This is a genomic window from Serratia surfactantfaciens, from assembly GCF_001642805.2.
Classification (GTDB): Bacteria; Pseudomonadota; Gammaproteobacteria; order Enterobacterales; family Enterobacteriaceae; genus Serratia; species Serratia surfactantfaciens.
The window spans coordinates 437,687-458,966 of sequence record NZ_CP016948.1 but is presented as its reverse complement, the minus strand read 5'-3'; the positions used below and the strand labels follow the sequence as shown (position 1 = coordinate 458,966).

Sequence of the window (21,280 nt, the reverse complement as noted above, 5' to 3'; positions counted from 1 at the left end):
CAGGCTATCATTGGAAGGCGGCGGTGGCGAGAATGTCCGACGTGCTTATCGCTCAGATACGCTCGGCAACGCCAGACGCCGCTCGCTGTACGCCACCCGCCACGCCAACAGCAGCGCACCAAGGCTGCAGAGCGACAGCACAGCGCCCAGGTGCTGCGACAACCCGGCCAGCACCAGGCCACCGCCTAGCATCAGATAATACATCAGGCCAAGGATGGCGCCGGCGGTGCCCATGCAGTCTTTATAATGGCGCAGCGCGCGCGCCAGAATATTGGGAATGGCGATGCCGTACGCCATCACCACCAGCATCATCGGCAGAACGAACCACAAGGTCCCTTCCAGCAGCAGTACCAGCAAGCCGCCGGTCAGCGACAGCGCGCAGGCCAGCATCAACAGCGCGGGGAACAGCCAGTGCTTGCCGATCAAAAACTTGTTGATCGCCGCGCCGATGCCGACCCCGGCCGCCAACACCAAACCGGTATAACCGAACCACTGCGCCGGCAGTGCCAACGCCGAGAAGTGGAATGGTGCCAGCTGGTAATAGCTGAACATGCAAATATTGAACAACGCCACCAACAGCGCACTGAGCCAAATATCCCCGTCCTTGATCATCCGCCCCAACGTGCCGAAAAATGAATTCTTCACCACCTGTTGCGGACGCGTTTCCGGCAGTTGCCAACCGGCATAGCCCAGCAACAGCGCCGCCAGCAGCGCCAAACCGCCAAACACGCCTTGATAGCCCCAATAGTGAGTCAGCACGGCGCCGCTCAACACGCCAACCGCTGGGCCGATCGCCATGGCGATCCCCATCACCGAGAACACTCGCGCCAATTCATAACCGTCGAAGCGATCGCGAATCGCCGTTTGCGTCCCGACCGAACCGACCGCCGCGCCAAAGGCGGCCAGCCCCCGTGCCGCCAGCAGCACGCTGAAACTGCCGCTGAACAGCGCGACGATCGAAGCCAGCAGATAGAGCATCAGCCCGGCCAAAATGGCGGGACGGCGTCCGATGACGTCGCACATCCGTCCCCATACCACCACGCCGAGCGCAAAGGCGAAAAAGTAACAAGAGAGCGTTTGCGCCGCCATCTCCGCACTTACCCGGAAACCGTGAGCAATGTGCGTCAATGCCGGGCTGTAGATGGTCTCCACCACCTGGGGAAACATCATCATCGACGTCGCCAAGGTCAGCGTCAGTTTACGTTGCATAACAGATCCCGCAGCCAAGAATAAGCTGCACAAGGTAGCATCTGCTCCCCGGCGACGATTACAATATAAAAGACAATAAATTTACAAAATCGGACATCCTATGGCATGGCTTCAGGCGCAGGACAGCTTTAATCCGGATGCACTCAACAACAGCGTGCTCGGGATCGCCGCCGAACTGGCGCAGCACGACTCGGGCACGCATTGGCATGAGAAGGGGCAGTTGCTGTTTTGCCAGCAAGGCAGCATGCGCATCACGCTCAACCAAAGCATCTGCATGCTGCCGCCGGGCAGAGTGGCCTGGATCCCGCCGCGGGTGGCGCATCGCGTTCAGGTCAATGGCGTGGTCGGTTACCGTTCGCTTTATCTCGACGCCGGTCGCTACCCCTGCCTGCCCGCACAGCTTGCCGTACTGACAGCCTCACCGCTGCTGCGCGAGGTGTTGGAACGCATCGCGTTCGCCGCCTTCGACACCGACTGGCAACATGGGCCCTACGCCAATATTCTGGCGGTCTGTCTGGATGAAATCGCCGCCGCGCCGCGCGAGTTGACGTTGCTGCCGCTGCCTTGCGACCGGCGCCTGCGCCACCTCGCCGATCGGGACATGCTTCCGCCGTTGCATCAGCTGGCGCGCTATAGCGGCGCTTCAGAGAAAACCATCAGCCGGATCTTCCGCCGTGAAACCGGCCTCGGTTACCAGCAGTGGCGCCAGCAATGGCGATTGATCAAGGCTATCGAGATGCTGGCCGCAGGGCTGAGTCAATCCGACGTCGCCAGCCGGCTGGCGTTTTCCAGCGATAGCGCCTTCGCCACTTTCTTCAAGAATAGGGTGGGCTGCCCGCCGAGGGCGTATATGGAGAGAAGAAAATAAATCGGTGAGAAGGTTTGATGCGGAGCGTGGCGAACGGCGCTTCCCGTTTGCCGTGGGAAGCGCCGCGTCGATACGCCGTTATTGATACACGATCTCGCCCTTTGGCTCATAGGCTGCCGCATCCAGCGGCGAGTGTTTCTCGATGTACTGCTTCAGCACCTCGGCGTCGATAAAGCCGGTGTTGACGTAGCTCGGCAGCCCATCCAGCTTCGGATAGCCGTCACCGCCCAGCGCGTTGAAGTTCAGCGTCGCCATGCGGTAGGTTTTATCCGCCTGCAGCGGCTGGCCGTTGATCTTCACTTCGCTGACGCCCTTGCCGTCCGCGACCAGGCTGACGTTGGCGAACTGGGCGTAGGCGCCGGAATCCGGCTGCATGTTGGCCACTACCGCCAGGTACTGCTCAATCTCGCTGCCTTTCATATCGACATGCACCAGGGTGTTGCCGAACGGCTGGACCTTGAGCACGTTCTTGTAAGTGATATCGCCGCTCTCAATGGAATCACGCACCCCGCCGCCGCTCATCACGGCGAAATCGGCATCGGCGCGCTCCATCTGCGCGGCCAGCATCACCCGCGCCAGGTTGGTCTGCACGAAGCGCACTTTGCTGCGATCGCCCTCCAGCTTGCCGTTAACGCTGCCGATTTTCACGCTCAGCTGTTCTTTGCCCTTCTCCTGGAACGGCGTCAGTAATTTCATCATGGTCGGATCTTCGGCGATCTGCTGGGTGTAGTACACCCGCTCGCTGGTGCCGTCCGCCTTCTCCACCTTTTTCTTCAGGTTCACCGGGATCAGCTGATAATGCACCAGCTTCAGCTCACCGTTGCGGAATTCAAAATCGGCGCGACCCACGTATTTGCCCCATTCGTGCGCCTGCACAATCCAGGTGCCGTTCTGGCGATCCGGCGCGCATGGCGTGCCCGGCACGTAATCCACCTGTTTACGGTTGTCGCCGGCCATGCACACCGGATCCTGCGAGTGGCCGCCGACGATCATATCGAGATACCCGGCCGGCAGGCTGCGCGCCATCTCCACATCGCCCGGCGCGTTGGAGCCGTGCTGGCCGTTATCGTAGTGCCCCATGTGGGTGGCGGCGATGATCACGTCCGGCTTCTCGTCCTGGCGCAATTGCTCCACCACCCGCTTCGCTTCCGGCGCCGGCACGCGGAATTCAATGTCGGTAAAGTACTCCGGGTTGCCCATTTTGGCCGTGTCGTCGGTCGTCAGGCCAATGACCGCAATCTTGATGCCCTGCTTGTCGAACAAGGCGTAAGGCTTGAACAGCCGCTGGCCGGTGCTTTTCTGGTAGATGTTGGCGGAGAGCAGCGGGAAGGTCGCCCATTTCTCCTGCTGGCGCAGCACGCTCAGCGGGTTGTCGAATTCGTGGTTGCCGATCGCCATCGCGTCGTAACCCACCAGGTTCATGCCGCGGAAGTCCGGCTCGGCGTCCTGCAGATCCGATTCCGGCACGCCGGTATTGATATCGCCGCCGGACAGCAGCAGCAGGCTGCCGCCCTGCGCCGCCACTTCCTGACGGATACCGTCCACCAGCGTTTTCTGCGCGCCCAGGCCGTATTCGCCGTGATCGTTCTGCCAGAAGTGACCGTGATGGTCGTTGGTATGCAGAATGGTGATGGCGTAGGTCTTATCCTTTTCCCAGGCACTGGCGGCCCCCGACAGCAAGGTCAGGGAAACGGCCAACGCGCATGCGGTGGTCTTCAGCGAAAAACGCATGGCGGATCTCCGTGTATTAAATGGCTTTTATGATGAGGGCGAAATTGTAGCGCGAATCAATGACAGTTGATTTCAAATTTTTGCGAGGTGAGTCTGATTATTTCAGATATGGTAAAAACTGAGCGGGCTGCCTAAGATGTCATCTCTGTGCTCAACACCTTATCAGGCTAATAATAATATGACCGACAGTAGCCAAAGCGCGATGCCGCCCGCCAAGGGCAGTACGGTAAAGGGGACCGCTTTCTCCATCCTCGGCGCCATCAGCGTGTCTCACCTGCTCAACGATATGATCCAGTCGCTGATCCTGGCGATTTACCCGATCCTGCAAGCCGATTTCCACCTCAGCTTCGTGCAGATCGGCATGATCACCCTGACCTATCAGCTGACGGCCTCCCTGCTGCAACCGCTGATTGGGTATTACACCGATAAACACCCGCAGCCTTATTCTCTGCCGATCGGCATGGGCTTTACCCTGACCGGCCTGCTGCTGCTGTCGGTGGCGAACACCTTCCCGCTGGTGCTGCTGGCGGCGGCGTTGGTGGGCACCGGTTCATCGGTGTTCCACCCGGAGTCCTCGCGCGTGGCGCGCATGGCTTCCGGCGGGCGGCACGGTCTGGCGCAGTCGCTGTTCCAGGTCGGCGGCAACTTCGGCAGCTCGCTTGGCCCGCTGCTGGCCGCGCTGATCATCGCGCCTTACGGCAAAGGCAACGTCGCCTGGTTTTCGCTGGCGGCCCTGCTGGCGATCGTGGTGTTGCTGCAGGTCAGCAAATGGTACCAACATCAGCATCGGGTGGCTAAAGGGCAACCCAAAAGCCCGTCAATGCTGAAACCGCTGCCAAAACGTACCGTCGCCTACTCGATGGGCATTCTGCTGGTGCTGATTTTCTCTAAATATTTCTATCTGGCCAGCATCAGCAGCTATTACACCTTTTATTTGATACATAAGTTCGGCATTTCGGTGCAGAACGCGCAAATTCATCTGTTCGCCTTCTTGTTTGCGGTGGCGGCCGGCACCATTATCGGCGGGCCTCTCGGTGACAAGATAGGGCGTAAATATGTTATTTGGGGCTCCATCCTCGGTGCGGCGCCATTTACGCTTGTTTTACCCTATGCATCACTGTACTGGACCGGCATTTTGACGGTAATTATCGGGGTAATTCTCGCCTCGGCGTTCTCCGCCATTCTGGTTTACGCGCAGGAGCTTATCCCCGGAAAAGTCGGTATGGTTTCCGGGTTATTCTTCGGTTTTGCTTTCGGTATGGGCGGATTAGGCGCGGCAGTTCTTGGTTATGTCGCTGATTTGACCAGTATTGAACTGGTCTACCAAATCTGTGCTTTCCTGCCGCTGATCGGCATTATCACCGCGTTACTGCCCAATATGGAGCATAAAACGCAATAACCCCGCGAACGGCCCGGATGAAACCATTTATTCATCCGGGTTTATCCTACGGATAAATCAATGTTATTTGGTTTATCTGGCACAAAACCCCCTCATTGCCGCACCTTAAGCGAAATCCTCTGCTTTTTTACAAAAAAGGCCAAATTAGCCAAGCAAGCCGCGAACAAATGCAATAAACTAAATGTATCTTTTCGTAACTTTGTTGCGTTTCTCCCGTGCCGCGATGCATAGCCAGAAGGAGTATGGATGCATAATTCAACACCGCTCATCACCACCATCGTCGGAGGGTTAGTACTCGCCTTCCTCCTCGGTATGCTGGCGAACCGCCTGCGCATCTCCCCTCTGGTGGGATATCTGGCCGCAGGGGTGCTCGCCGGCCCGTTCACCCCCGGTTTCGTCGCCGATACCTCACTGGCGCCGGAACTGGCGGAAATCGGCGTTATCCTGTTGATGTTCGGTGTTGGCCTGCACTTCTCCCTGAAAGACCTTCTCGCAGTAAAATCTATCGCCATTCCCGGCGCCGTAGCGCAGATAGCCGTCGCCACGCTGCTCGGCATGGGGTTGTCCAAGCTGCTCGGCTGGGATCTGATCTCCGGTCTGGTGTTTGGCCTCTGCCTCTCTACCGCCAGTACCGTGGTATTGCTGCGCGCGTTGGAGGAACGGCAACTGATCGACAGCCAACGCGGGCAAATCGCCATCGGCTGGCTGATCGTCGAAGATTTGGCGATGGTGCTGACGCTGGTGTTGCTGCCGGCCTTCGGCAACATGCTGGGCAACGACAACGCCAGCAGCGGTCAGCTGCTGATGGAGCTGGCGCTGACCATCGGTAAGGTCATCGCCTTCATCGCGCTGATGATCGTGGTCGGCCGCCGCCTGGTGCCGTGGATCCTGTCGAAAACCGCCAGCACCGGCTCACGCGAGCTGTTTACCCTGGCGGTATTGGCGCTGGCGCTCGGCATCGCCTATGGCGCGGTGAAGCTGTTCGACGTTTCCTTCGCGCTGGGCGCCTTCTTCGCCGGCATGGTGCTGAACGAGTCCGAACTGAGCCACCGCGCGGCGCACGACACCCTGCCGCTGCGCGACGCGTTCGCGGTACTGTTCTTCGTCTCGGTCGGCATGCTGTTCGATCCGATGATCGTGATTAACGAGCCGCTGGCGGTGCTGGCGACGCTGGCGATTATCGTGTTCGGCAAATCCGCCGCCGCGTTCCTGCTGGTGAAAATGTTCGGCCATTCCAAGCGCACCGCGCTGACCATTTCCGCCAGCCTGGCGCAGATCGGCGAGTTCGCCTTTATTCTGGCGGGCCTCGGCATCGCGTTGGGCATGATGTCGGAACACGGCCGCAACCTGGTGCTGGCCGGCGCGATCCTGTCCATCATGCTCAACCCGCTGTTGTTCACCCTGCTGGAGCGCTATCTGGCCAAGACCGAAACCATCGAAGAGCAAATCCTCGAAGAGGCGGTGGAAGAAGAAAAGCAGATCCCAGTGGACATGTGCAACCATGCGCTGGTGGTCGGCTATGGCCGCGTCGGCAGTCTGCTGGGCGGAAAACTGGCCGAGGCGGGCATCCCGCTGGTGGTGATCGAGAACTCCCGCCCGCGGGTGGAAGCGCTGCGCGAGCAGGGCATAAAGACGGTGTTGGGCAACGCCGCCAATCCGGAAGTGATGGATCTGGCGCGGCTCGACTGTGCGCGCTGGCTGCTGCTGACCATCCCAAACGGCTATGAGGCCGGCGAGATCGTCGCCTCGGCGCGCGCCAAGCGGCCGAACATCGAGATCATCGCCCGCGCCCACTACGACGACGAGGTGGCCTACATCACCGATCGCGGCGCCAATCAGGTGGTGATGGGCGAACGCGAGATCGCCAACAGCATGCTGAACATCCTGCAGCTGGATACCCTGAGCGAAGAAGAAAAAATGGGCGGCTGCCCGATCTGAAGCGCCGCGCGCGCATAAAAAAGGTCCGGCATGCCGGACCTTTTCTTTTCAATGGGTTAACGTTCCCAGTAGGACTCTTCCAGGCTGTCTTCGCGCTCCGGCAGGCCGCGCGTGAGGCGCGGCGAATGCTGGTTCAGCACCTGGTAGCTGACGCGGTTGGCATATTTGCACACCTGCGCCAATGAGGAATAGGTCAGGTAACTGCGCACATGCTTGCTGGAGTTCGGCACGTTGTGACGGTGGTAGCCGTTGGCGGCGATATCGTGCAGCAACGCCGACAGCGCGCCGTCGCCGGCGCCGTTGGTGTTCATGATCCTCTCCGGCCCGCCCATATACGGCGCGATGTGCGAATAAACGCGCAGCGGATTTTCACAGTGCTCGCGGCGCATGGCGCGGCTGAACTCGTAGCGGTTGAACTCGGCGATATGCCCCGGCAGCAGCGGGTGCTGCGTCTGGCGTTTGTTGGCTTCTTCGGTATAGCCCGCCATATACAGGCCACTCGGCCCGGCAGTGCACAACACCAAATCCACCCAGTCCAGCGCCATGTCCGAGGCGGTGAGCGGATCGCTCAGCCCGGTCAGCTCCAGCGCTTCGTCTTCGTTCATCGCCAGAATCGACACGTTTTCCTTCAGGAAGTCGCGCCACCACTGCGGGTTGTCGGCGATCACGTACTTGGTGCCCAGGGTCAGCACTACCGGCACATCGTGTTTTTTGGCGTATTCGATCGCCTGCAGGGTGGCGGCCTTCATCGGCTCGCCCTCCTTGCAGCGCACCAGATAAGAGCTCAACACCAGCGCCGACGCGCCGGCGATCACCTCTTCCGGAATGCTTTCCGGGCGCAGCTGATTCATCTGGCCGGGGTTGATGGCGAAGGTGCGCTCGCCGCTTTCACCGATCAGCGTGAAGCAGCGGCCGATGGCGCCGTCTACGCCCTGCAGATAGTTAAGATCGGTGCGGCTGGAGGTATTGCACAGGTAACGGTAGGCGTAGCTGCCGATTTTCACGTTGCTGCACATCACGCCGAGCAGCACCGAACGGTCGTCCGCCAGCACCGAATAGTTGTGCATGGTATTGCCGATGGTGCCGCCGGCGAACTGATGGGTGACCAGATTATTTTCGTTCAGTTCCTGATACAGCGCCTCGGCGACGTCGTCTTCGATCACCAGAGAGTGGCCCAGACTCAGGCCGTAGCGCTGGACAAAAGCGTCGTCCACTTTCGCCTCGATATCCACCAGCGTCTGGTCGATGCCGACGATATACGAGGTGCTGATTTCACTTTCGGGCTGGGCCTGCTGCAGAAGCGGATCGCGGGCGCTCACCGGAAAATAGTGTTTGGACTTGCGTTTACCAGGAAATTTCATGTGATTGGCGGTGGTGACGGTTTAACAAGCGGAGAATGTTAACACATCCCCGCCCGATCATGATGCACCTAATATACAGATTATGAATGATTACAGACGCTGCGCCACCAACTGCTGCATCATATCGATATGCGCCGGTTCATCGTTCAGCGCAGAGATGTACTCAAACTTTTCGCCGCCGGCCTTGAGGAAGATCTCGCGGTTCTGCTCTTTGATCTCTTCCAGCGTTTCCAGGCAGTCCGCCGAAAAACCGGGGCAGATCAGCTGAATGTGCTTCACGCCCTGCGCCGGCAACCCCTTCAGGGTTTCATCGGTGTACGGCGTCAACCACGGCTCGCGGCCGAAGCGCGACTGGTAGGTCATCATCACTCGCTCCGGCGCCAGCGGCAGCGTGGCGCTCAGCGCACGCAGCGTATCCTCGCAGCGCTGCGGGTAGTCGTCGCCCAGACGCGCATAGCGTTTGGGGATGCCATGGAATGACAGCACCAACCGATCCGGCTGGCCGTGTTCGGCGAATGAACGCTCCACGCTTTGCTGCAGCGCGGCGATATAGGCCGGGTGTTCGGCATAATCGCGAATGAAGGCCACCGACGGCAAGCGGCGATAGCCTTTCAGCACCCGCGCTACGCCATCCCATACCGCCGCACTGGTGGAGCAGGAATATTGCGGATAGAGCGGCAACACCACCAGGTTAGTCACGCCTTGCGCCAGCAGCTTGTCGATGGCTTCCGCCAGGCTCGGCGAGCCATAGCTCATGCCCAGCTCCACCGGCGTATTCGGCATGCGCGCCGCCAGCGCCCGCTGTTGGCGGCGGCTGTACACCAGCAGCGGTGAGCCTTCTGCCATCCACACCGATTGGTAGAGCTTCGCCACGCGCGGCGAACGGATCGGCAGGATCGCGCCGTTGAGGATCGGCCACCAGATCAGCGGCGCCGTGTCGACCACGCGATCGTCACTGAGGAATTCCTTCAGATAGCGTTTGACCGCCGACGAGGTCGGCGCATCTGGCGTGCCCAGGTTCACCAGCAATACGCCGTGTTTCTCTTGCTTCATCTCAGTTCCCCTCATTTCCTTTCCGGCCGGCATTCCGTTCTGGGTCGGGATGTCAGCAGCCATTAATGCCGGCTATTGTAACGGAAAAGTCCTGCGTCGAAACCGATAACAGCAACAGGCTATGCCTGTGAGCCTCTCCCTTGCGCCAGCTGCCATACCGCCGCCACGTTGCGCGCCGTCACCTGCAGATTGCGATCGGCGTCCGCCAACGCCTCTTCCAGCGTCACGATGCGATCGAGCACCGAAAACGCCGCATCGATGCCGTGCTGATGCACCACCTGATAATCCGGCGTCAGGCTACCGGCGATGGCGATCACCGGCACGCCGTGACGCTTGGCCACCCGCGCCACGCCAATCGGCGTTTTGCCGTGGATCGACTGGCTATCCAACCGCCCTTCGCCGGTGATCACCAAGTCGGCATCGCGCACCGCCTCATCCAGGCGCAGGGTTTCGGTGACGATCTCGATGCCCGGCCGCAAGCGCGCATCGAGCATGCCGAGCAGCGCCGCCCCCATGCCGCCCGCCGCCCCCGCGCCCGGCTGGGTGAGCACGGCGCGGCCGGTTTCCCGCTCCAGCAGTTCGCCATAGTGATGCAACGCCGCATCGAGCTGCGCCACCATCTCCGGCGTCGCCCCCTTCTGCGGCCCGAACACCGCCGACGCGCCCTTTTCGCCGCACAGCGGATTATCGACGTCACAGGCGGCGGTCACGCTCACCCGTTGCCAACGCGCATCCAGCCCGGCGAGATCGAGATGCGCCAGCTGCGCCAGGGCCGCTCCGCCCACCGGCAGCGGCCGGCGATCCCGATCCAGCAGTTTGACGCCCAGCGCCTGCATCATCCCGGCGCCGCCGTCGTTGGTGGCGCTCCCGCCGATGCCGAGAATGATCGCCTTCACGCCGCGCTCCAACGCCGCCAACATCAGTTCACCGGTGCCGTAGCTGGTGGTGATGCGCGGATCGCGCCGATTAGGCGGCGCCAGATGCAGCCCGGAAGCGGCGGCCATTTCAATCACCGCGGTTTCACCGTCGCCCAGCAGGCCATAAAATCCCTGCACCGACTCGCCCAGCGGCCCGGTGACCGTCACCTGGACGATTTCGCCGCCGGTGGCCGCCACCATCGACTCCACAGTCCCTTCACCGCCGTCCGCCATCGGCAACTTCACGTAGTGCGCCTGCGGGTAGATTTGACGGAATCCCCGCTCGATAGCGTCGGCGACGCCGAGCGCACTCAGGCTCTCTTTGAAAGAATCCGGGGCAATAACCACTTTTTTCAGCGTTTTCATCACTGTTCCTTATCCCGCCAGGTTAAATACGCCAAACATCAGCGCCGAGATTGCCGCGATGGTGAACCCCACCAGCGTCTCATACGGCAGCAGCTTCAGCCGCTCGTGCACCGCCATATTGACGCTGCCGCCGGTGGCGTGGAAGAAGCTGCCGTGCGGCAGGTGATCCAGCACCGTCGCGCCCGCATGGATCATCGCCGCGCCGGCCAACCCGCTCACCCCCAGTTCCAGCAGCGTGGAACTGAATACCCCGGACGCTACGGCGGTGCCGGCGGTGGTCGACGCGGTTGCCATCGACATCAGCGCGCCGGACAGCGGCGCCAGCAACCAGGCCGGCAGCCCGGTATGCGTTAAGCCGTTAATCAGGACATCCTTCAGCGCCGAGTTGGCGATGATGCCTGCCAGCGTGCCGGTGCCGAGCAGCATGATCGCCACCGGCGCCATGCGCGACAGGCCGGAGACCATAAACTGATTGCACTGGCGAATGCGCCCCATCAATAGCGCGCCCGCCAAACCGCCGGCCGGCAACGCGATCAGCGGATCGACGGCGATCCCGGCGATCGGCCGTAGCGACAGCAGCAGGATCGCCACCAGCGGCGCGCTGATCGCCGCGGCAAAGCCCGGCCGCGCCCCTTCGGCATGCTGAGTCAACTCTTCGGCCATCACCCTGCTGCCTTTATCGCTCAGGCGGCGCGCCAGCAGATAGGCCACCACCAGGCCGCACAGCCCCGGCACGATGCCGGCCATCATCACCGAGGTGAGCGGCACGTGGAAATTGTCCGCTGCCGCGATGGTGTTCGGGTTGGGCGACATCACGTTGCCGGCCTTGCCGCCGCCGATCATCGCCAGCAGGATCGCCGCGCGTGAAATACCGGCCTTCTGGGCGATCGACAGTGCGATAGGCGCGACGGTGATCACCGCCACGTCGATGAACACCCCCACCGCCGTCAGGATCAGTGTAGCCACCGCCAGCGCCAGCAGCGCGCGGGTTTCGCCCACCTTGCGCACGATGGTTTCGGCGATGGTGTGTGCCGCGCCGGATTCGATCAGCACCCCGGCCAGCACCCCCGCCGCCAGAATGCGCATCACGGCGTTGGTGATGCCCTGCGCCCCGCCAATCATCAGCGTCACGGTCTGCACCAGATCGGCGCCGCCGCACAGCCCGCCCGCCAGCGCGCCGGCAATCATGCCGTAAGCCGGCGGAACCTTGCGTAGAATCAGGACGATGGCGACGGCTAACGCCACCAGCGCCCCCAGAGTGGATACGGTTGTCATTGTTGTTTTCTCCGTGGTTGATGTGCAGGCCAACATATCGCGCGCGCCCGGCGCAGACCTGAGGGAAAACAACAAAAAATCGCCGGCGGAACGGCGCGGAATTTGTGGGTTGGCACAATTCAGTCGTGCATCAGCATGCCGATATACAGCCGCAGAGCATCGGTTAATTGATTGATTTTCATGCCGGTTATCGCCTCGATGCGCTGCAGGCGATAACGCAGGGTATTGACGTGAATATGCAGCTGCGCGGCGGTCTGCGTCTGATCACAATTCTGCGAAAAATAGTGGCGCAGCGTACCGCGCAGCACGCCTTTTTCGTCCTGTTCGCCCAGCGTTCGCCAGGGGCGCCCCAGCTCCTGAGCACGCCAGTCCTCCCCCAGATCGCACAACAGCGACGGCAACGGATAGTCGTGGTAGAACAGCGTGGCATGGCGCAGTTTCAGGCGCTGCGCCATCGCCTGGGTGGCGCGCGCCGTCAGGCTGGAGCGGTAGGCGCTTTGCGGATCGTCATAAAAACCGCCGACGATCAGCCGCACCCGAAAACGGTGTTTAAGCTGGTTTTGCAAACGCTGCGCCTGTTGGCGCTCCAGCTTCAGGCTCCATTCGCCCTGCGCCATACAGGCCGGGCGCAGCAGGGTCATCTCATTGAAGCCGGTAATGGCGATCAACGCATCGCGCTGGGTGGCTTCCAGCTCCGCCAGCAGCTCACGCAGCAGGTGCGGCTGCGCCTCTTGCAGCTCGACGATCCACACCATGCGCGCCTGGCGCAGGTCCAACCCCAGATACGCCGCCATCGCTTCCAGCGATGCGGTGTTCGGCTGTGGCTGCAGCAGCTGATTCGCCAGCTCTTCCCGGTAGCGTTTTTCCCACTGATGCTGATCCAGCAGCGCCGCCTGCTCCACCATCATCTCCGCCGCCATCTTGACCAGCTCGGCGTAAGCGCGCACCTCGGCCGGCTCACCGGAAATGCCGATCACTCCCACCCGCTGATTGCGAAAGCTGAACGGCAGGTTGATGCCGGGCCGCACCCCTTTCAGATGCTCGGCGGTGGCGCGATCGATCTCCACCACCCGATTCTCCGCCAACGCCAGCACCGCGCCCTCATGGCGCTGAAACAGACGCTGCGGATTGCCGGAGGCGATGATCACGCCGTTGCTGTCCATCACGTTGACGGAATGGCTGATGATGCCCATCGCCCGCTGGACGATCTGGCGCGCGGTGGCTTCCGCCAGAAGATTGGTTTGTCTGAGCATGGCCGGCTCCCTGCTGGTGGTGAAAACGCAGGCTTGTTATACGCCATTTGGCACGGGCGATTAATGGGCACGGCCGCAACAAGCCGCCGCGATCACAGTTTGGCGGGAAAACGGCCAAAAAAAACGCCGGGCCACTGGCCCGGCGTCATGCACAACCCGCTTGCGATCAACCGAGGATGGTCGCCAGCTCTGCGCTCACTTCGGCAACCTTGCGGGTGCCGTCGATTTTGCGGTATTGGGTGTTGCCCGCCGCCGCTTCTTTGCTGTAGTAAGAGATCAGCGGCGCGGTCATCTGATGGTATTCCACCAGGCGCTTGCGCACGGTCTCTTCCTGATCGTCCTTGCGCGTGGTCAGCTCTTCGCCGGTCACGTCGTCTTTGCCTTCCACCTGCGGCGGATTGAACTTCACGTGGTATACGCGGCCGGACGGCGCGTGCACGCGGCGGCCAACGATGCGGTCAACGATCAGCTCGTCCGGCACGTCGAACTCCAGCACGAAGTCCACGTTGATGCCGGCTTCTTTCATCGCGTCAGCCTGCGGAATAGTGCGTGGGAAACCGTCCAGCAGGAAGCCCTTGCGGCAATCTTCCTGAGCGATGCGCTCTTTGACCAGCGCGATCACCAGCTCATCGGTCACCAGCTTGCCGGCGTCCATGATCTCTTTCGCCTGCTTGCCCAGTTCACTGCCGGCCTTCACGGCTGCGCGCAACATATCACCGGTGGAGATTTGCGGAATGCCGTATTTCTCCATGATGAATTGAGCCTGAGTACCTTTACCAGCGCCCGGAGCGCCCAGCAGAATGATACGCATTGCGTAAATCCCCTTGCTATGTAGTTTTTATAAAATTGCGAAAACGCTCAACGATACCATTTCAGGGGGGGCAGGCTCAAGGCGCGCGAAGGAAATCGATTGCGGAATGTGCAAAAAAACAGACGAACAAAAGGCGAGAAAATGCGGGGAAAAAACGAAAACGCGCCCCTAACTGTGCCGTTAAGGGCGCATATCTTCAACTTTAGGCGGACAACAACTTATTCATGCGACGGATGAACAGGTTCGGATCCTCCAGCGTACCGCGTTCAGCCAGCAGCGCCTGATCCAATAACAGGTCGATCCATTCGGCGAAATGTTCGTTATCGCCCACGTCGGATGCTCGTTTGACCAACGCATGCTCGGGATTAAGCTCGAAAATGTACTTCACTTCCGGCGCCTGTTGACCAGCGGCGGCGAACAGCTTGGCCATCTGGGTGCTCATTTCGTCGGCGTCGGTCACCACGATCGCCGGCGTATCGGTCAGGCGGTGCGTCAGGCGCACATCCTTCACGCGCTCGCCCAGCAGGGTTTTCACGCGTTCGACGAACGGTTCCAGCTGCTTCTCGGCGGCTTTCTGCTCTTCGGTTTCATCCGCCAGTTTGTCCAGCGCTTCATCCGCTTTGCTGACCGACTGGAACGCCTTGCCGTCAAACTCGGTCAGGTAGCTCATCATCCACTCGTCGATGCGATCGGACAGCAGCAGCACTTCGATGCCTTTCTTGCGGAACAACTCCAGGTGCGGGCTGCTCTTGGCGGCGGCGTAGCTGTCGGCAGTGATGTAGTAAATCTTCTCCTGCCCTTCCGCCATGCGGCCGACGTACTCTTCCAGCGACACGGTCTGCGCCGAGCTGTCGCCGTGAGTGGTGGCGAAGCGCAGCAGTTTGGCGATCGCTTCCTGATTGCCGTTGTCTTCCGCCGGCCCCTCTTTCAGCACCAGACCGAATTGCTGCCAGAATTTCTGGTAGCCTTCGGCGTCGTCTTTGGCCAGTTTATCCAGCATCTGCAGCACGCGCTTGGTCAGCGCGCCGCGCAGGTTTTGCGTCACGCGGCTGTCTTGCAGGATCTCGCGCGACACGTTCAGCGGCAGATCGTTGGAATCGATCAGGCCGCGCACGAAGCGCAGGTAGTTCGGCATGAACTGCTCGGCGTCGTCCATGATGAACACGCGCTGCACGTACAGCTTCAGGCCGTGCTTGTGATCGCGGTTCCACATGTCCCACGGCGCCTGGGCCGGAATATACAGCAGGCTGGTGTACTCCTGCTTGCCTTCCACCCGGTTGTGGCTCCAGCTCAGCGGATCGGTGAAGTCGTGAGCGATGTGTTTGTAGAACTCTTTGTACTCTTCGTCGGTCACGTCAGCCTTGCTGCGGGTCCACAGGGCCTGCGCCTTGTTGATCTTCTCCCAGGTGACGGTATCGTCTTCTTCGTTCTTGCTTTCGATCTCCACCGGCAAAGCGATGTGATCGGAATATTTGCCGATCACCGAGCGCAGGCGCCAGGCGTCGAGGTACTCATCTTCGCCTTCGCGCAGATGCAGGGTGATTTCGGTGCCGCGGGTCTCTTTAGTGATGTCGGCGATGGTGTAGTCGCCTTCGCCGGCGGACTCCCAGAACACGCCTTCGTCATCGGCGGCACCGGCGGCGCGGGTGCGCACGGTCACTTTGTCCGCCACGATGAACGCCGAGTAGAAACCGACGCCGAACTGGCCGATCAGCTGGCTGTCTTTCGCCTGGTCGGAACCGATGGATTCCAGGAATGCTTTGGTGCCTGACTTGGCGATGGTGCCGAGGTTCTCGATCACTTCTTCGCGGCGCATGCCGATGCCGTTGTCGGCGATGGTCAGGGTGCGCTGCTCTTTATCGAAGGACAAGCGTACGCGCAGCTCGCCGTCGCCGGCGTACAGCTCTGGCGCAGACAGGGCGCGGAAGCGCAGCTTGTCGGCGGCGTCAGAGGCGTTGGAAATCAGCTCGCGCAGGAAAATTTCTTTGTTGGAGTACAGCGAATGGATCATCAAATGAAGCAGCTGTTTTACTTCAGACTGGAACCCGCGGGTTTCTTGACCTTTCATACTCATTGATTACCTCAAAAGACAATGGCTACCAAAATCGAACAATGAGGATCAGATGAGGGTCAGGGTGTTGTTTTTCAAGCGGACGGTGGGAAATTTTTGGCAAAAAACGCTGGGACCGAACGGCCGCGCCCAATTATTGATTTTCGGCTGATAACAACAAAGGAGGAAAAAACACGTTTTTCCTCCTTTGTTCGCGATAGGACGGGGCCGAATGGCCCCACCCGGGAAAACATCAGAACTTTATGGCGTGGCGCCCGGCCAGAGAATGCGACAGCGTGGTGCCGTCGACCATCTCCAGCTCGCCGCCCACCGGCACGCCGTGGGCGATGCGGCTGGCGAGCACGCCATACTGGCCGCACATCTCGGCGATGTAGTTGGCGGTCGCCTCCCCTTCCACCGTCGGGTTGGTGGCGAGGATCACTTCGGTGATGCTTTCCTTTTCCAGCCGTTGCTCCAGGCGATCCAGACCGATATCGCCCGGCCCGATGCCGTCCAGCGGCGACAGATGCCCCATCAGCACAAAGTAGCGCCCGGCGAACTGGCCGGTCTGCTCGATGGCGTGGATATCCGCCGGGCTTTCTACCACGCAAATCTGGCCGTTTTGCTGACGGCGCGGATTGGCGCAGATAGTGCAGACGTCCTGTTCGGTGAAGGTGCGGCAGTCGGCACAGTGGCCGATCTCCGACATCGCGCGCGTCAACGCCTGCGCCAGGCGCATGCCGCCGCTGCGATCGCGCTGCAGCAGTTGGAACGCCATGCGCTGCGCCGATTTCGGGCCGACGCCCGGCAGGCAGCGCAGCGCCTCCATCAGGGATTCAAGGAGCGGGCTGGTTTGCATCAGAACGGCATCTTGAAGCCAGGCGGCAACTGCATGCCGCTGGAAACGGAGGCCATTTTCTCTTTCTGAGTCTCTTCGATGCGGCGCGCGGCGTCGTTAAACGCAGCGGCGATCAGATCTTCCAGCATCTCTTTGTCGTCTTCCATCAGGCTTGGATCGATCTCCACACGGCGGCAGTTGTGCGCACCGTTGATGGTCACTTTCACCAGGCCCGCGCCAGACTCGCCGGTCACTTCCAATTTGGCGACTTCTTCCTGCATCTGCTGCATTTTTTCTTGCATTTGCTGGGCTTGCTTCATCAGGTTGCCCAGACCGCCTTTACCAAACATAGTCGTCTCTCGTCGCTAGGGCCGCGCACGTTGCGCAGCGTTTAAAGGGGGCGAATACTCTCTTCATCCAGGTCCGCGTCGAAGAACCGGCGCAACGTCTGAATGTTGGTATCCGCATCGATGGACTGGCGCGCCTGCGCCAGTTTTTCTTCATAGATGGCTTGTCGCCATTCCAACGGGGTGCGCTCCGCCGGATTATCGTCCTCCACCACGGTCAGCTCAACCGGGTTGCCATACAGCTCACCGAGCGCGTCGGCCAGCGTCTTCTGCGCCGAAGGCGAATTCAGATGGCGCTGCGAAGACCGCAGATGGAGGCTAATTTTGCCCGGCTCCGGCTGCTGCTTGAAGGCGTTTAACGCCAGCTGCTGCACCAGTTTCGGGATCTTCAACTTATCGATTTCCGCCGCCCAGGCATCGCGCTCCAGCGACTCCACCACCAGCTTGGCGGCCAGCTCCGGCGTTTTCTCGTGTTCCAACGCCGTGCGCAGCGCTTTCGGCGTCGCCAGCGGTTCCGGCGCCGCTTCCGGCTCGGTCTGCGCGCGCCAGCGATAGGCTTCCGGCTTCGCCGGTTTTTCCGGCACCTTCTTCTCCGCCAGGCGCTGCTGGCTACGCTCGGTCACGGAAGCCAAACGCCCCAGCGCCGAGTTTGCCGGCCGCGCTATTCCTGGCGCCGCCGGCTCATTCTTTTTTGGTGTGGATGCTCCCTGCTGCCGTTGCAGCTGGGACCGCGCTTTCAACAGCTGGGCGGTGGCATCCGGTAACGGAGTCGATGATTGTCGCTGTGGCGCGGCCGGCTGCCCTAGCGGCGGCGGTGCGTCCTGAAACTGCGGCGGCTGTTGCGATGCGGCGGCCTGCGGCTGCGCCATCGGCGCCGGCGCGGTCTGCACCAACGCCACCGGCTCCGGGATCACCGCTTTCGGATGAAACGCCAGCGCGCGCAGCAGGGTCATCTCAACCCCCATACGGCGATCCGGCGCATAGGCCAGCTCTTTGCGGCCCACCAACAGCGTCTGGTAATAGAGCTGCACATCGGCCGGCGGCAGGGTGCGCGCCAGCTCACGCAGCCGTTGTTCCACGGCGGCGTAGTGGTTGTCGAGCATCGAAGGCAGTAGCTGCACCATCGCAATGCGGTGCAATAGCGCCAGCGTCTCCACCAGCAGATTTTCCCAGTCCACGCCGCGCGAAGCGGCCTGCGCGACCTGCGCCATCACCTTTTCGCCGTCGGCGCTGACCAGCGCTTCGAGGATCGCCAGCGGCTGCTCGTCATCAAGCGTGCCGAGCATCTGGCTGACGGTGGTGGCGGTCACCTGCCCCTGCCCCATGGCGATCGCCTGATCGGTCAGGCTCAACGCATCGCGCATGCTGCCGTCGGCGGCGCGCGCCAGCAGCTGCAGCGCGCGGGCGTCGCTGGTGATCTGTTCCGCCGTCAGCACCGTTTCCAGCTGCTGACGGATCTGATCGACGTCCAGCGCTTTGAGGTGAAACTGCAGGCAGCGGGAAAGAATGGTCACCGGCAATTTTTGCGGATCGGTGGTGGCCAACAGGAATTTGACGTGTGCTGGCGGCTCCTCCAGCGTCTTCAGCAAGGCGTTGAAGCTGTGGCGCGAGAGCATGTGCACTTCATCGATCAGATAGACCTTGAAGCGGCCGCGCGCCGGCGCGTACTGGACGTTGTCCAGCAGATCGCGGGTATCTTCCACCTTGGTTCGTGAAGCGGCGTCGATCTCGATCAGATCGACGAAGCGGCCCTGCTCGATCTCGCGGCAGTTGTCGCATTGGCCGCACGGCGTGGCGGTGATGCCGGTTTCACAGTTCAGGCCTTTGGCCAGCAAGCGCGCGATGGTGGTTTTCCCCACGCCGCGCGTGCCCGAGAACAGATAGGCGTGATGGATCCGCCCCAGCGAGAGGCCGTTGGCCAGCGCGGTCAGGACATGTTCCTGGCCGACCACGTCTGCGAACGTTTGAGGGCGCCACTTACGGGCGAGAACCTGATAGCTCATTAATACCGGAGAAGTCGAGTAATCTGGAGGGTCATGCTAACACAGCCCCGCGGCGATCCGCGAGGCCGTTGTGCCCGAGGGGCGATGCCGCATCAATGACCGGCGAAATCCACCAGGCAGTAGCAATCGATGCCCAGCTTGTTCAGACGCGCTTCCCCGCCCAGATCCGGCAGGTTGATGATGAACGCGGCGTCTTTTACTTCACCGCCCAGGCGGCGGATCAGTTTGGTGGTCGCTTCGATGGTGCCGCCGGTCGCCAGCAGATCGTCCACCACCAGCACTTTGTCACCCGCGGTGATGGCGTCGGTATGGATCTCCAGCTTGTCGGTGCCGTACTCCAGCTCATAGCTTTCGCTGAGCGTGGCGCGCGGCAGTTTGCCCGGTTTGCGCACCGGCACGAAACCGACGCCCAATGCCAGCGCGACGGGCGCGCCGAACAGGAAACCACGCGCTTCGGTACCCACCACCTTGGTCACGCCCGCTTCGCGATAGCGCTCAACCAGCAGCTCGATGCTGGCGGCGTAGGCCAACGGGTTTTCCAGCAGGCTGGTCACGTCGCGGAACAGGATGCCCGGCTTCGGATAATCCGGGATGGTTTTGATACTGTCTTTAATAAACTGAAGCTGCTGCGCAGTAGCGGTCATAATTGTTGCCTGATAAAACTGCCTGAAAACCGGTGCGCCGCTCACCCACCGCCTCCGGGAGAAACACACCGGAGAAGAAATGGTAGGCGATCCGCGCACGAAAACGCCCAAATCTATGCAAACTGGCGGACAAATGCAACCGGCGGCGCACAATCAGCGCTGTTTTTGTTGCGACAGGTCAATAACCGGCAGGCGCAGCATAAAGGTCAGCAAAATAGCCAGCATCAGCAGCAACAGCCCGCGCACCCACCAGATTTTCACCAGCCACAGCGAACAGGCGAAGGTGAGCACGATCACCAGCACCGCCTTCCACTTCGCCCCCGGCGGCAGCGCGCGATGCTGCTGCCAGTGGCGCAGGTAAGGACCGAACCAGGAGCGGTGCAGCAGCCAGTGATGAAAGCGCGGCGAAGAGCGGGCGAAGCACCAGGCGGCCAACAGCAGGAACGGCGTGGTCGGCAGCAGCGGCAGCACCACGCCCAACGTCGCCAGCACCACCGCCAGCCAGCCTAAAATGATCAATAACCCACGCGTCATGCGGCTCTTCGCTCCTCAATCGGTTGCCGCCTACTGTAGCATCGGCGCCGCGCCGGCGGAATATGCGTGCGGCGCTTGTTTCACGGCAGGATCGCGGGCAAGCTTACGCCTGTTGAAATCAAGAGGGAGCTTATGTGAGCACTCAGCGTCTATTACAGGTGTTGGCACAGCAGATCGCGGCGCTGGCGGCCGAGGTCACCCCGCGCGGCGATGTTCCGATCCCGCAGGCGCGCTTCGACGCCGCCCTGTTCGCCAACCGCGGCACGCGGCTGCGCGACTATCTGGCCGAGGTGGAGAAAAACTTCGCCCAGTTGCAACACGCAGCCAACGACAGCCGCGCCAGTCAGGTGGCCTTTCTGGCCGAAAAGCTGGTAGCCCAGATCGCCGCCCTGCATCGCGAACTGGCGACCCAGGCGCTGCGGCGCAAGAACCAGCCGAAAGAAGCCCCCGAGGCCGATCTGTACCACAAGCTGGCCGAGCATCAGGACTACGAACGCCGGCTGATCGCCATGATTCAGGATCGGGAAAGCCTGCTGGGGCGCCAGACCACGCTGGCGGCGCAGCAAAAGCTGCAGCACGAGCTGGCGGCGCTGGAGGGGCGGCTGATGCGCTGTCGTCAGGCGCTGGCGCGCATCGAGCGCAATATCGAACGCAAAGAAAACGGTTTTTGAAGATTTATCACA

At 61.3% G+C, this 21,280-nt stretch carries 18 protein-coding genes and 1 other annotated feature; of the genes, 4 read left to right on the top strand and 14 right to left on the bottom strand.

Annotated features, from left to right (window positions below):
- Positions 1–45 precede the first annotated feature (45 nt).
- Entirely contained in the window at positions 46–1,209 is a 1,164-nt protein-coding gene (locus ATE40_RS02145; protein ID WP_063918855.1) for an MFS transporter, read from the bottom strand.
- Positions 1,210–1,309: 100 nt separating this feature from the next.
- Between ATE40_RS02145 and ATE40_RS02140 the strand changes: the two genes are divergently transcribed.
- Entirely contained in the window at positions 1,310–2,077 is a 768-nt protein-coding gene (locus ATE40_RS02140) for an AraC family transcriptional regulator (protein WP_019454155.1), read from the top strand.
- 78 nt (positions 2,078–2,155) lie between these two features.
- Here the strand turns inward: ATE40_RS02140 and ushA are convergent, their stop codons facing one another.
- Positions 2,156–3,808: a bifunctional UDP-sugar hydrolase/5'-nucleotidase UshA gene (ushA, locus tag ATE40_RS02135; RefSeq protein ID WP_063918854.1), complete on the bottom strand. Its 1,653-nt coding sequence runs from the start codon at positions 3,806–3,808 to the stop codon at positions 2,156–2,158.
- A 178-nt stretch (positions 3,809–3,986) separates the two neighbouring features.
- Here ushA and ATE40_RS02130 point away from each other — a divergent pair, with 178 nt between their 5' ends.
- Positions 3,987–5,207: an MFS transporter gene (locus tag ATE40_RS02130; protein WP_063918853.1), complete on the top strand. Its 1,221-nt coding sequence runs from the start codon at positions 3,987–3,989 to the stop codon at positions 5,205–5,207.
- Positions 5,208–5,453: 246 nt separating this feature from the next.
- Positions 5,454–7,145, top strand: coding sequence for a YbaL family putative K(+) efflux transporter (gene ybaL, locus ATE40_RS02125; protein ID WP_025160055.1), 1,692 nt, complete (start codon positions 5,454–5,456; stop codon positions 7,143–7,145).
- Between the two features lie 56 nt (positions 7,146–7,201).
- On the opposite strand, the gene ATE40_RS02120 is transcribed toward ybaL, so the two are convergent.
- From ATE40_RS02120 to ATE40_RS02065, 12 genes are all read right to left on the bottom strand, one after another.
- Positions 7,202–8,506: an inosine/guanosine kinase gene (locus ATE40_RS02120; protein WP_019454159.1), complete on the bottom strand. Its 1,305-nt coding sequence runs from the start codon at positions 8,504–8,506 to the stop codon at positions 7,202–7,204.
- 90 nt (positions 8,507–8,596) lie between these two features.
- Positions 8,597–9,559: a ferrochelatase gene (gene hemH, locus ATE40_RS02115; RefSeq protein WP_019454160.1), complete on the bottom strand. Its 963-nt coding sequence runs from the start codon at positions 9,557–9,559 to the stop codon at positions 8,597–8,599.
- 119 nt (positions 9,560–9,678) lie between these two features.
- Positions 9,679–10,842 (bottom strand): glycerate kinase, encoded by a 1,164-nt coding sequence (locus ATE40_RS02110; protein WP_019454161.1) that lies wholly within the window; start codon positions 10,840–10,842, stop codon positions 9,679–9,681.
- A 9-nt stretch (positions 10,843–10,851) separates the two neighbouring features.
- Positions 10,852–12,117, bottom strand: coding sequence for a GntP family permease (locus tag ATE40_RS02105; protein ID WP_016928831.1), 1,266 nt, complete (start codon positions 12,115–12,117; stop codon positions 10,852–10,854).
- Between the two features lie 119 nt (positions 12,118–12,236).
- Positions 12,237–13,370 (bottom strand): sugar diacid recognition domain-containing protein, encoded by a 1,134-nt coding sequence (locus ATE40_RS02100; protein WP_063918852.1) that lies wholly within the window; start codon positions 13,368–13,370, stop codon positions 12,237–12,239.
- A 166-nt stretch (positions 13,371–13,536) separates the two neighbouring features.
- Complete coding sequence (gene adk, locus ATE40_RS02095) at positions 13,537–14,181, bottom strand: adenylate kinase (RefSeq protein ID WP_004940261.1); 645 nt, start codon at positions 14,179–14,181, stop codon at positions 13,537–13,539.
- Between the two features lie 202 nt (positions 14,182–14,383).
- Positions 14,384–16,249: a molecular chaperone HtpG gene (htpG, locus tag ATE40_RS02090; RefSeq protein ID WP_019454163.1), complete on the bottom strand. Its 1,866-nt coding sequence runs from the start codon at positions 16,247–16,249 to the stop codon at positions 14,384–14,386.
- A 235-nt stretch (positions 16,250–16,484) separates the two neighbouring features.
- Positions 16,485–17,090, bottom strand: a complete 606-nt coding sequence (recR, locus tag ATE40_RS02085) for a recombination mediator RecR (protein WP_004940263.1) — start codon at positions 17,088–17,090, stop codon at positions 16,485–16,487.
- A complete protein-coding gene (locus ATE40_RS02080) occupies positions 17,090–17,419 on the bottom strand; it encodes a YbaB/EbfC family nucleoid-associated protein (RefSeq protein WP_004940264.1) in 330 nt (109 codons plus the stop codon). Before ATE40_RS02080 ends, recR begins: the two co-directional genes overlap by 1 nt.
- A 41-nt stretch (positions 17,420–17,460) precedes the next feature.
- Positions 17,461–19,419 carry a DNA polymerase III subunit gamma/tau gene (dnaX, locus tag ATE40_RS02075; RefSeq protein WP_063918851.1) on the bottom strand — a complete coding sequence of 653 codons (1,959 nt, stop codon included), beginning with the start codon at positions 19,417–19,419 and terminating at the stop codon, positions 17,461–17,463.
- Positions 18,064–18,128: a sequence feature (DnaX frameshifting element), on the bottom strand. (Overlaps the previous gene by 65 nt.)
- Positions 19,420–19,511: 92 nt before the next feature.
- Positions 19,512–20,063 carry an adenine phosphoribosyltransferase gene (apt, locus tag ATE40_RS02070; RefSeq protein WP_019454166.1) on the bottom strand — a complete coding sequence of 184 codons (552 nt, stop codon included), beginning with the start codon at positions 20,061–20,063 and terminating at the stop codon, positions 19,512–19,514.
- A 153-nt stretch (positions 20,064–20,216) separates the two neighbouring features.
- Positions 20,217–20,597 (bottom strand): DUF454 family protein, encoded by a 381-nt coding sequence (locus tag ATE40_RS02065; protein ID WP_019454167.1) that lies wholly within the window; start codon positions 20,595–20,597, stop codon positions 20,217–20,219.
- A 134-nt stretch (positions 20,598–20,731) separates the two neighbouring features.
- On the opposite strand from ATE40_RS02065, the gene priC reads away from it, so the two are divergent.
- Positions 20,732–21,268, top strand: coding sequence for a primosomal replication protein PriC (priC, locus tag ATE40_RS02060; protein ID WP_063918850.1), 537 nt, complete (start codon positions 20,732–20,734; stop codon positions 21,266–21,268).
- The last annotated feature ends 12 nt before the right edge of the window (positions 21,269–21,280 follow it).

Excerpts from the sequence above, each read along its gene's own strand:
- adk (WP_004940261.1), bottom strand. The coding sequence starts at position 14,181 with ATGCGTATCATTCTGCTGGGCGCTCCGGGCGCTGGTAAAGGTACTCAG.
- recR (WP_004940263.1), bottom strand. The coding sequence starts at position 17,090 with ATGCAAACCAGCCCGCTCCTTGAATCCCTGATGGAGGCGCTGCGCTGC.
- ATE40_RS02110 (WP_019454161.1), bottom strand. The coding sequence starts at position 10,842 with ATGAAAACGCTGAAAAAAGTGGTTATTGCCCCGGATTCTTTCAAAGAG.
- ATE40_RS02120 (WP_019454159.1), bottom strand. The coding sequence starts at position 8,506 with ATGAAATTTCCTGGTAAACGCAAGTCCAAACACTATTTTCCGGTGAGC.
- ushA (WP_063918854.1), bottom strand. The coding sequence starts at position 3,808 with ATGCGTTTTTCGCTGAAGACCACCGCATGCGCGTTGGCCGTTTCCCTG.
- ATE40_RS02130 (WP_063918853.1), top strand. The coding sequence starts at position 3,987 with ATGACCGACAGTAGCCAAAGCGCGATGCCGCCCGCCAAGGGCAGTACG.
- ATE40_RS02080 (WP_004940264.1), bottom strand. The coding sequence starts at position 17,419 with ATGTTTGGTAAAGGCGGTCTGGGCAACCTGATGAAGCAAGCCCAGCAA.
- ATE40_RS02105 (WP_016928831.1), bottom strand. The coding sequence starts at position 12,117 with ATGACAACCGTATCCACTCTGGGGGCGCTGGTGGCGTTAGCCGTCGCC.
- ATE40_RS02065 (WP_019454167.1), bottom strand. The coding sequence starts at position 20,597 with ATGACGCGTGGGTTATTGATCATTTTAGGCTGGCTGGCGGTGGTGCTG.
- ATE40_RS02145 (WP_063918855.1), bottom strand. The coding sequence starts at position 1,209 with ATGCAACGTAAACTGACGCTGACCTTGGCGACGTCGATGATGATGTTT.
- ybaL (WP_025160055.1), top strand. The coding sequence starts at position 5,454 with ATGCATAATTCAACACCGCTCATCACCACCATCGTCGGAGGGTTAGTA.
- hemH (WP_019454160.1), bottom strand. The coding sequence starts at position 9,559 with ATGAAGCAAGAGAAACACGGCGTATTGCTGGTGAACCTGGGCACGCCA.
- apt (WP_019454166.1), bottom strand. The coding sequence starts at position 20,063 with ATGACCGCTACTGCGCAGCAGCTTCAGTTTATTAAAGACAGTATCAAA.
- ATE40_RS02140 (WP_019454155.1), top strand. The coding sequence starts at position 1,310 with ATGGCATGGCTTCAGGCGCAGGACAGCTTTAATCCGGATGCACTCAAC.
- dnaX (WP_063918851.1), bottom strand. The coding sequence starts at position 19,419 with ATGAGCTATCAGGTTCTCGCCCGTAAGTGGCGCCCTCAAACGTTCGCA.
- ATE40_RS02100 (WP_063918852.1), bottom strand. The coding sequence starts at position 13,370 with ATGCTCAGACAAACCAATCTTCTGGCGGAAGCCACCGCGCGCCAGATC.
- htpG (WP_019454163.1), bottom strand. The coding sequence starts at position 16,249 with ATGAAAGGTCAAGAAACCCGCGGGTTCCAGTCTGAAGTAAAACAGCTG.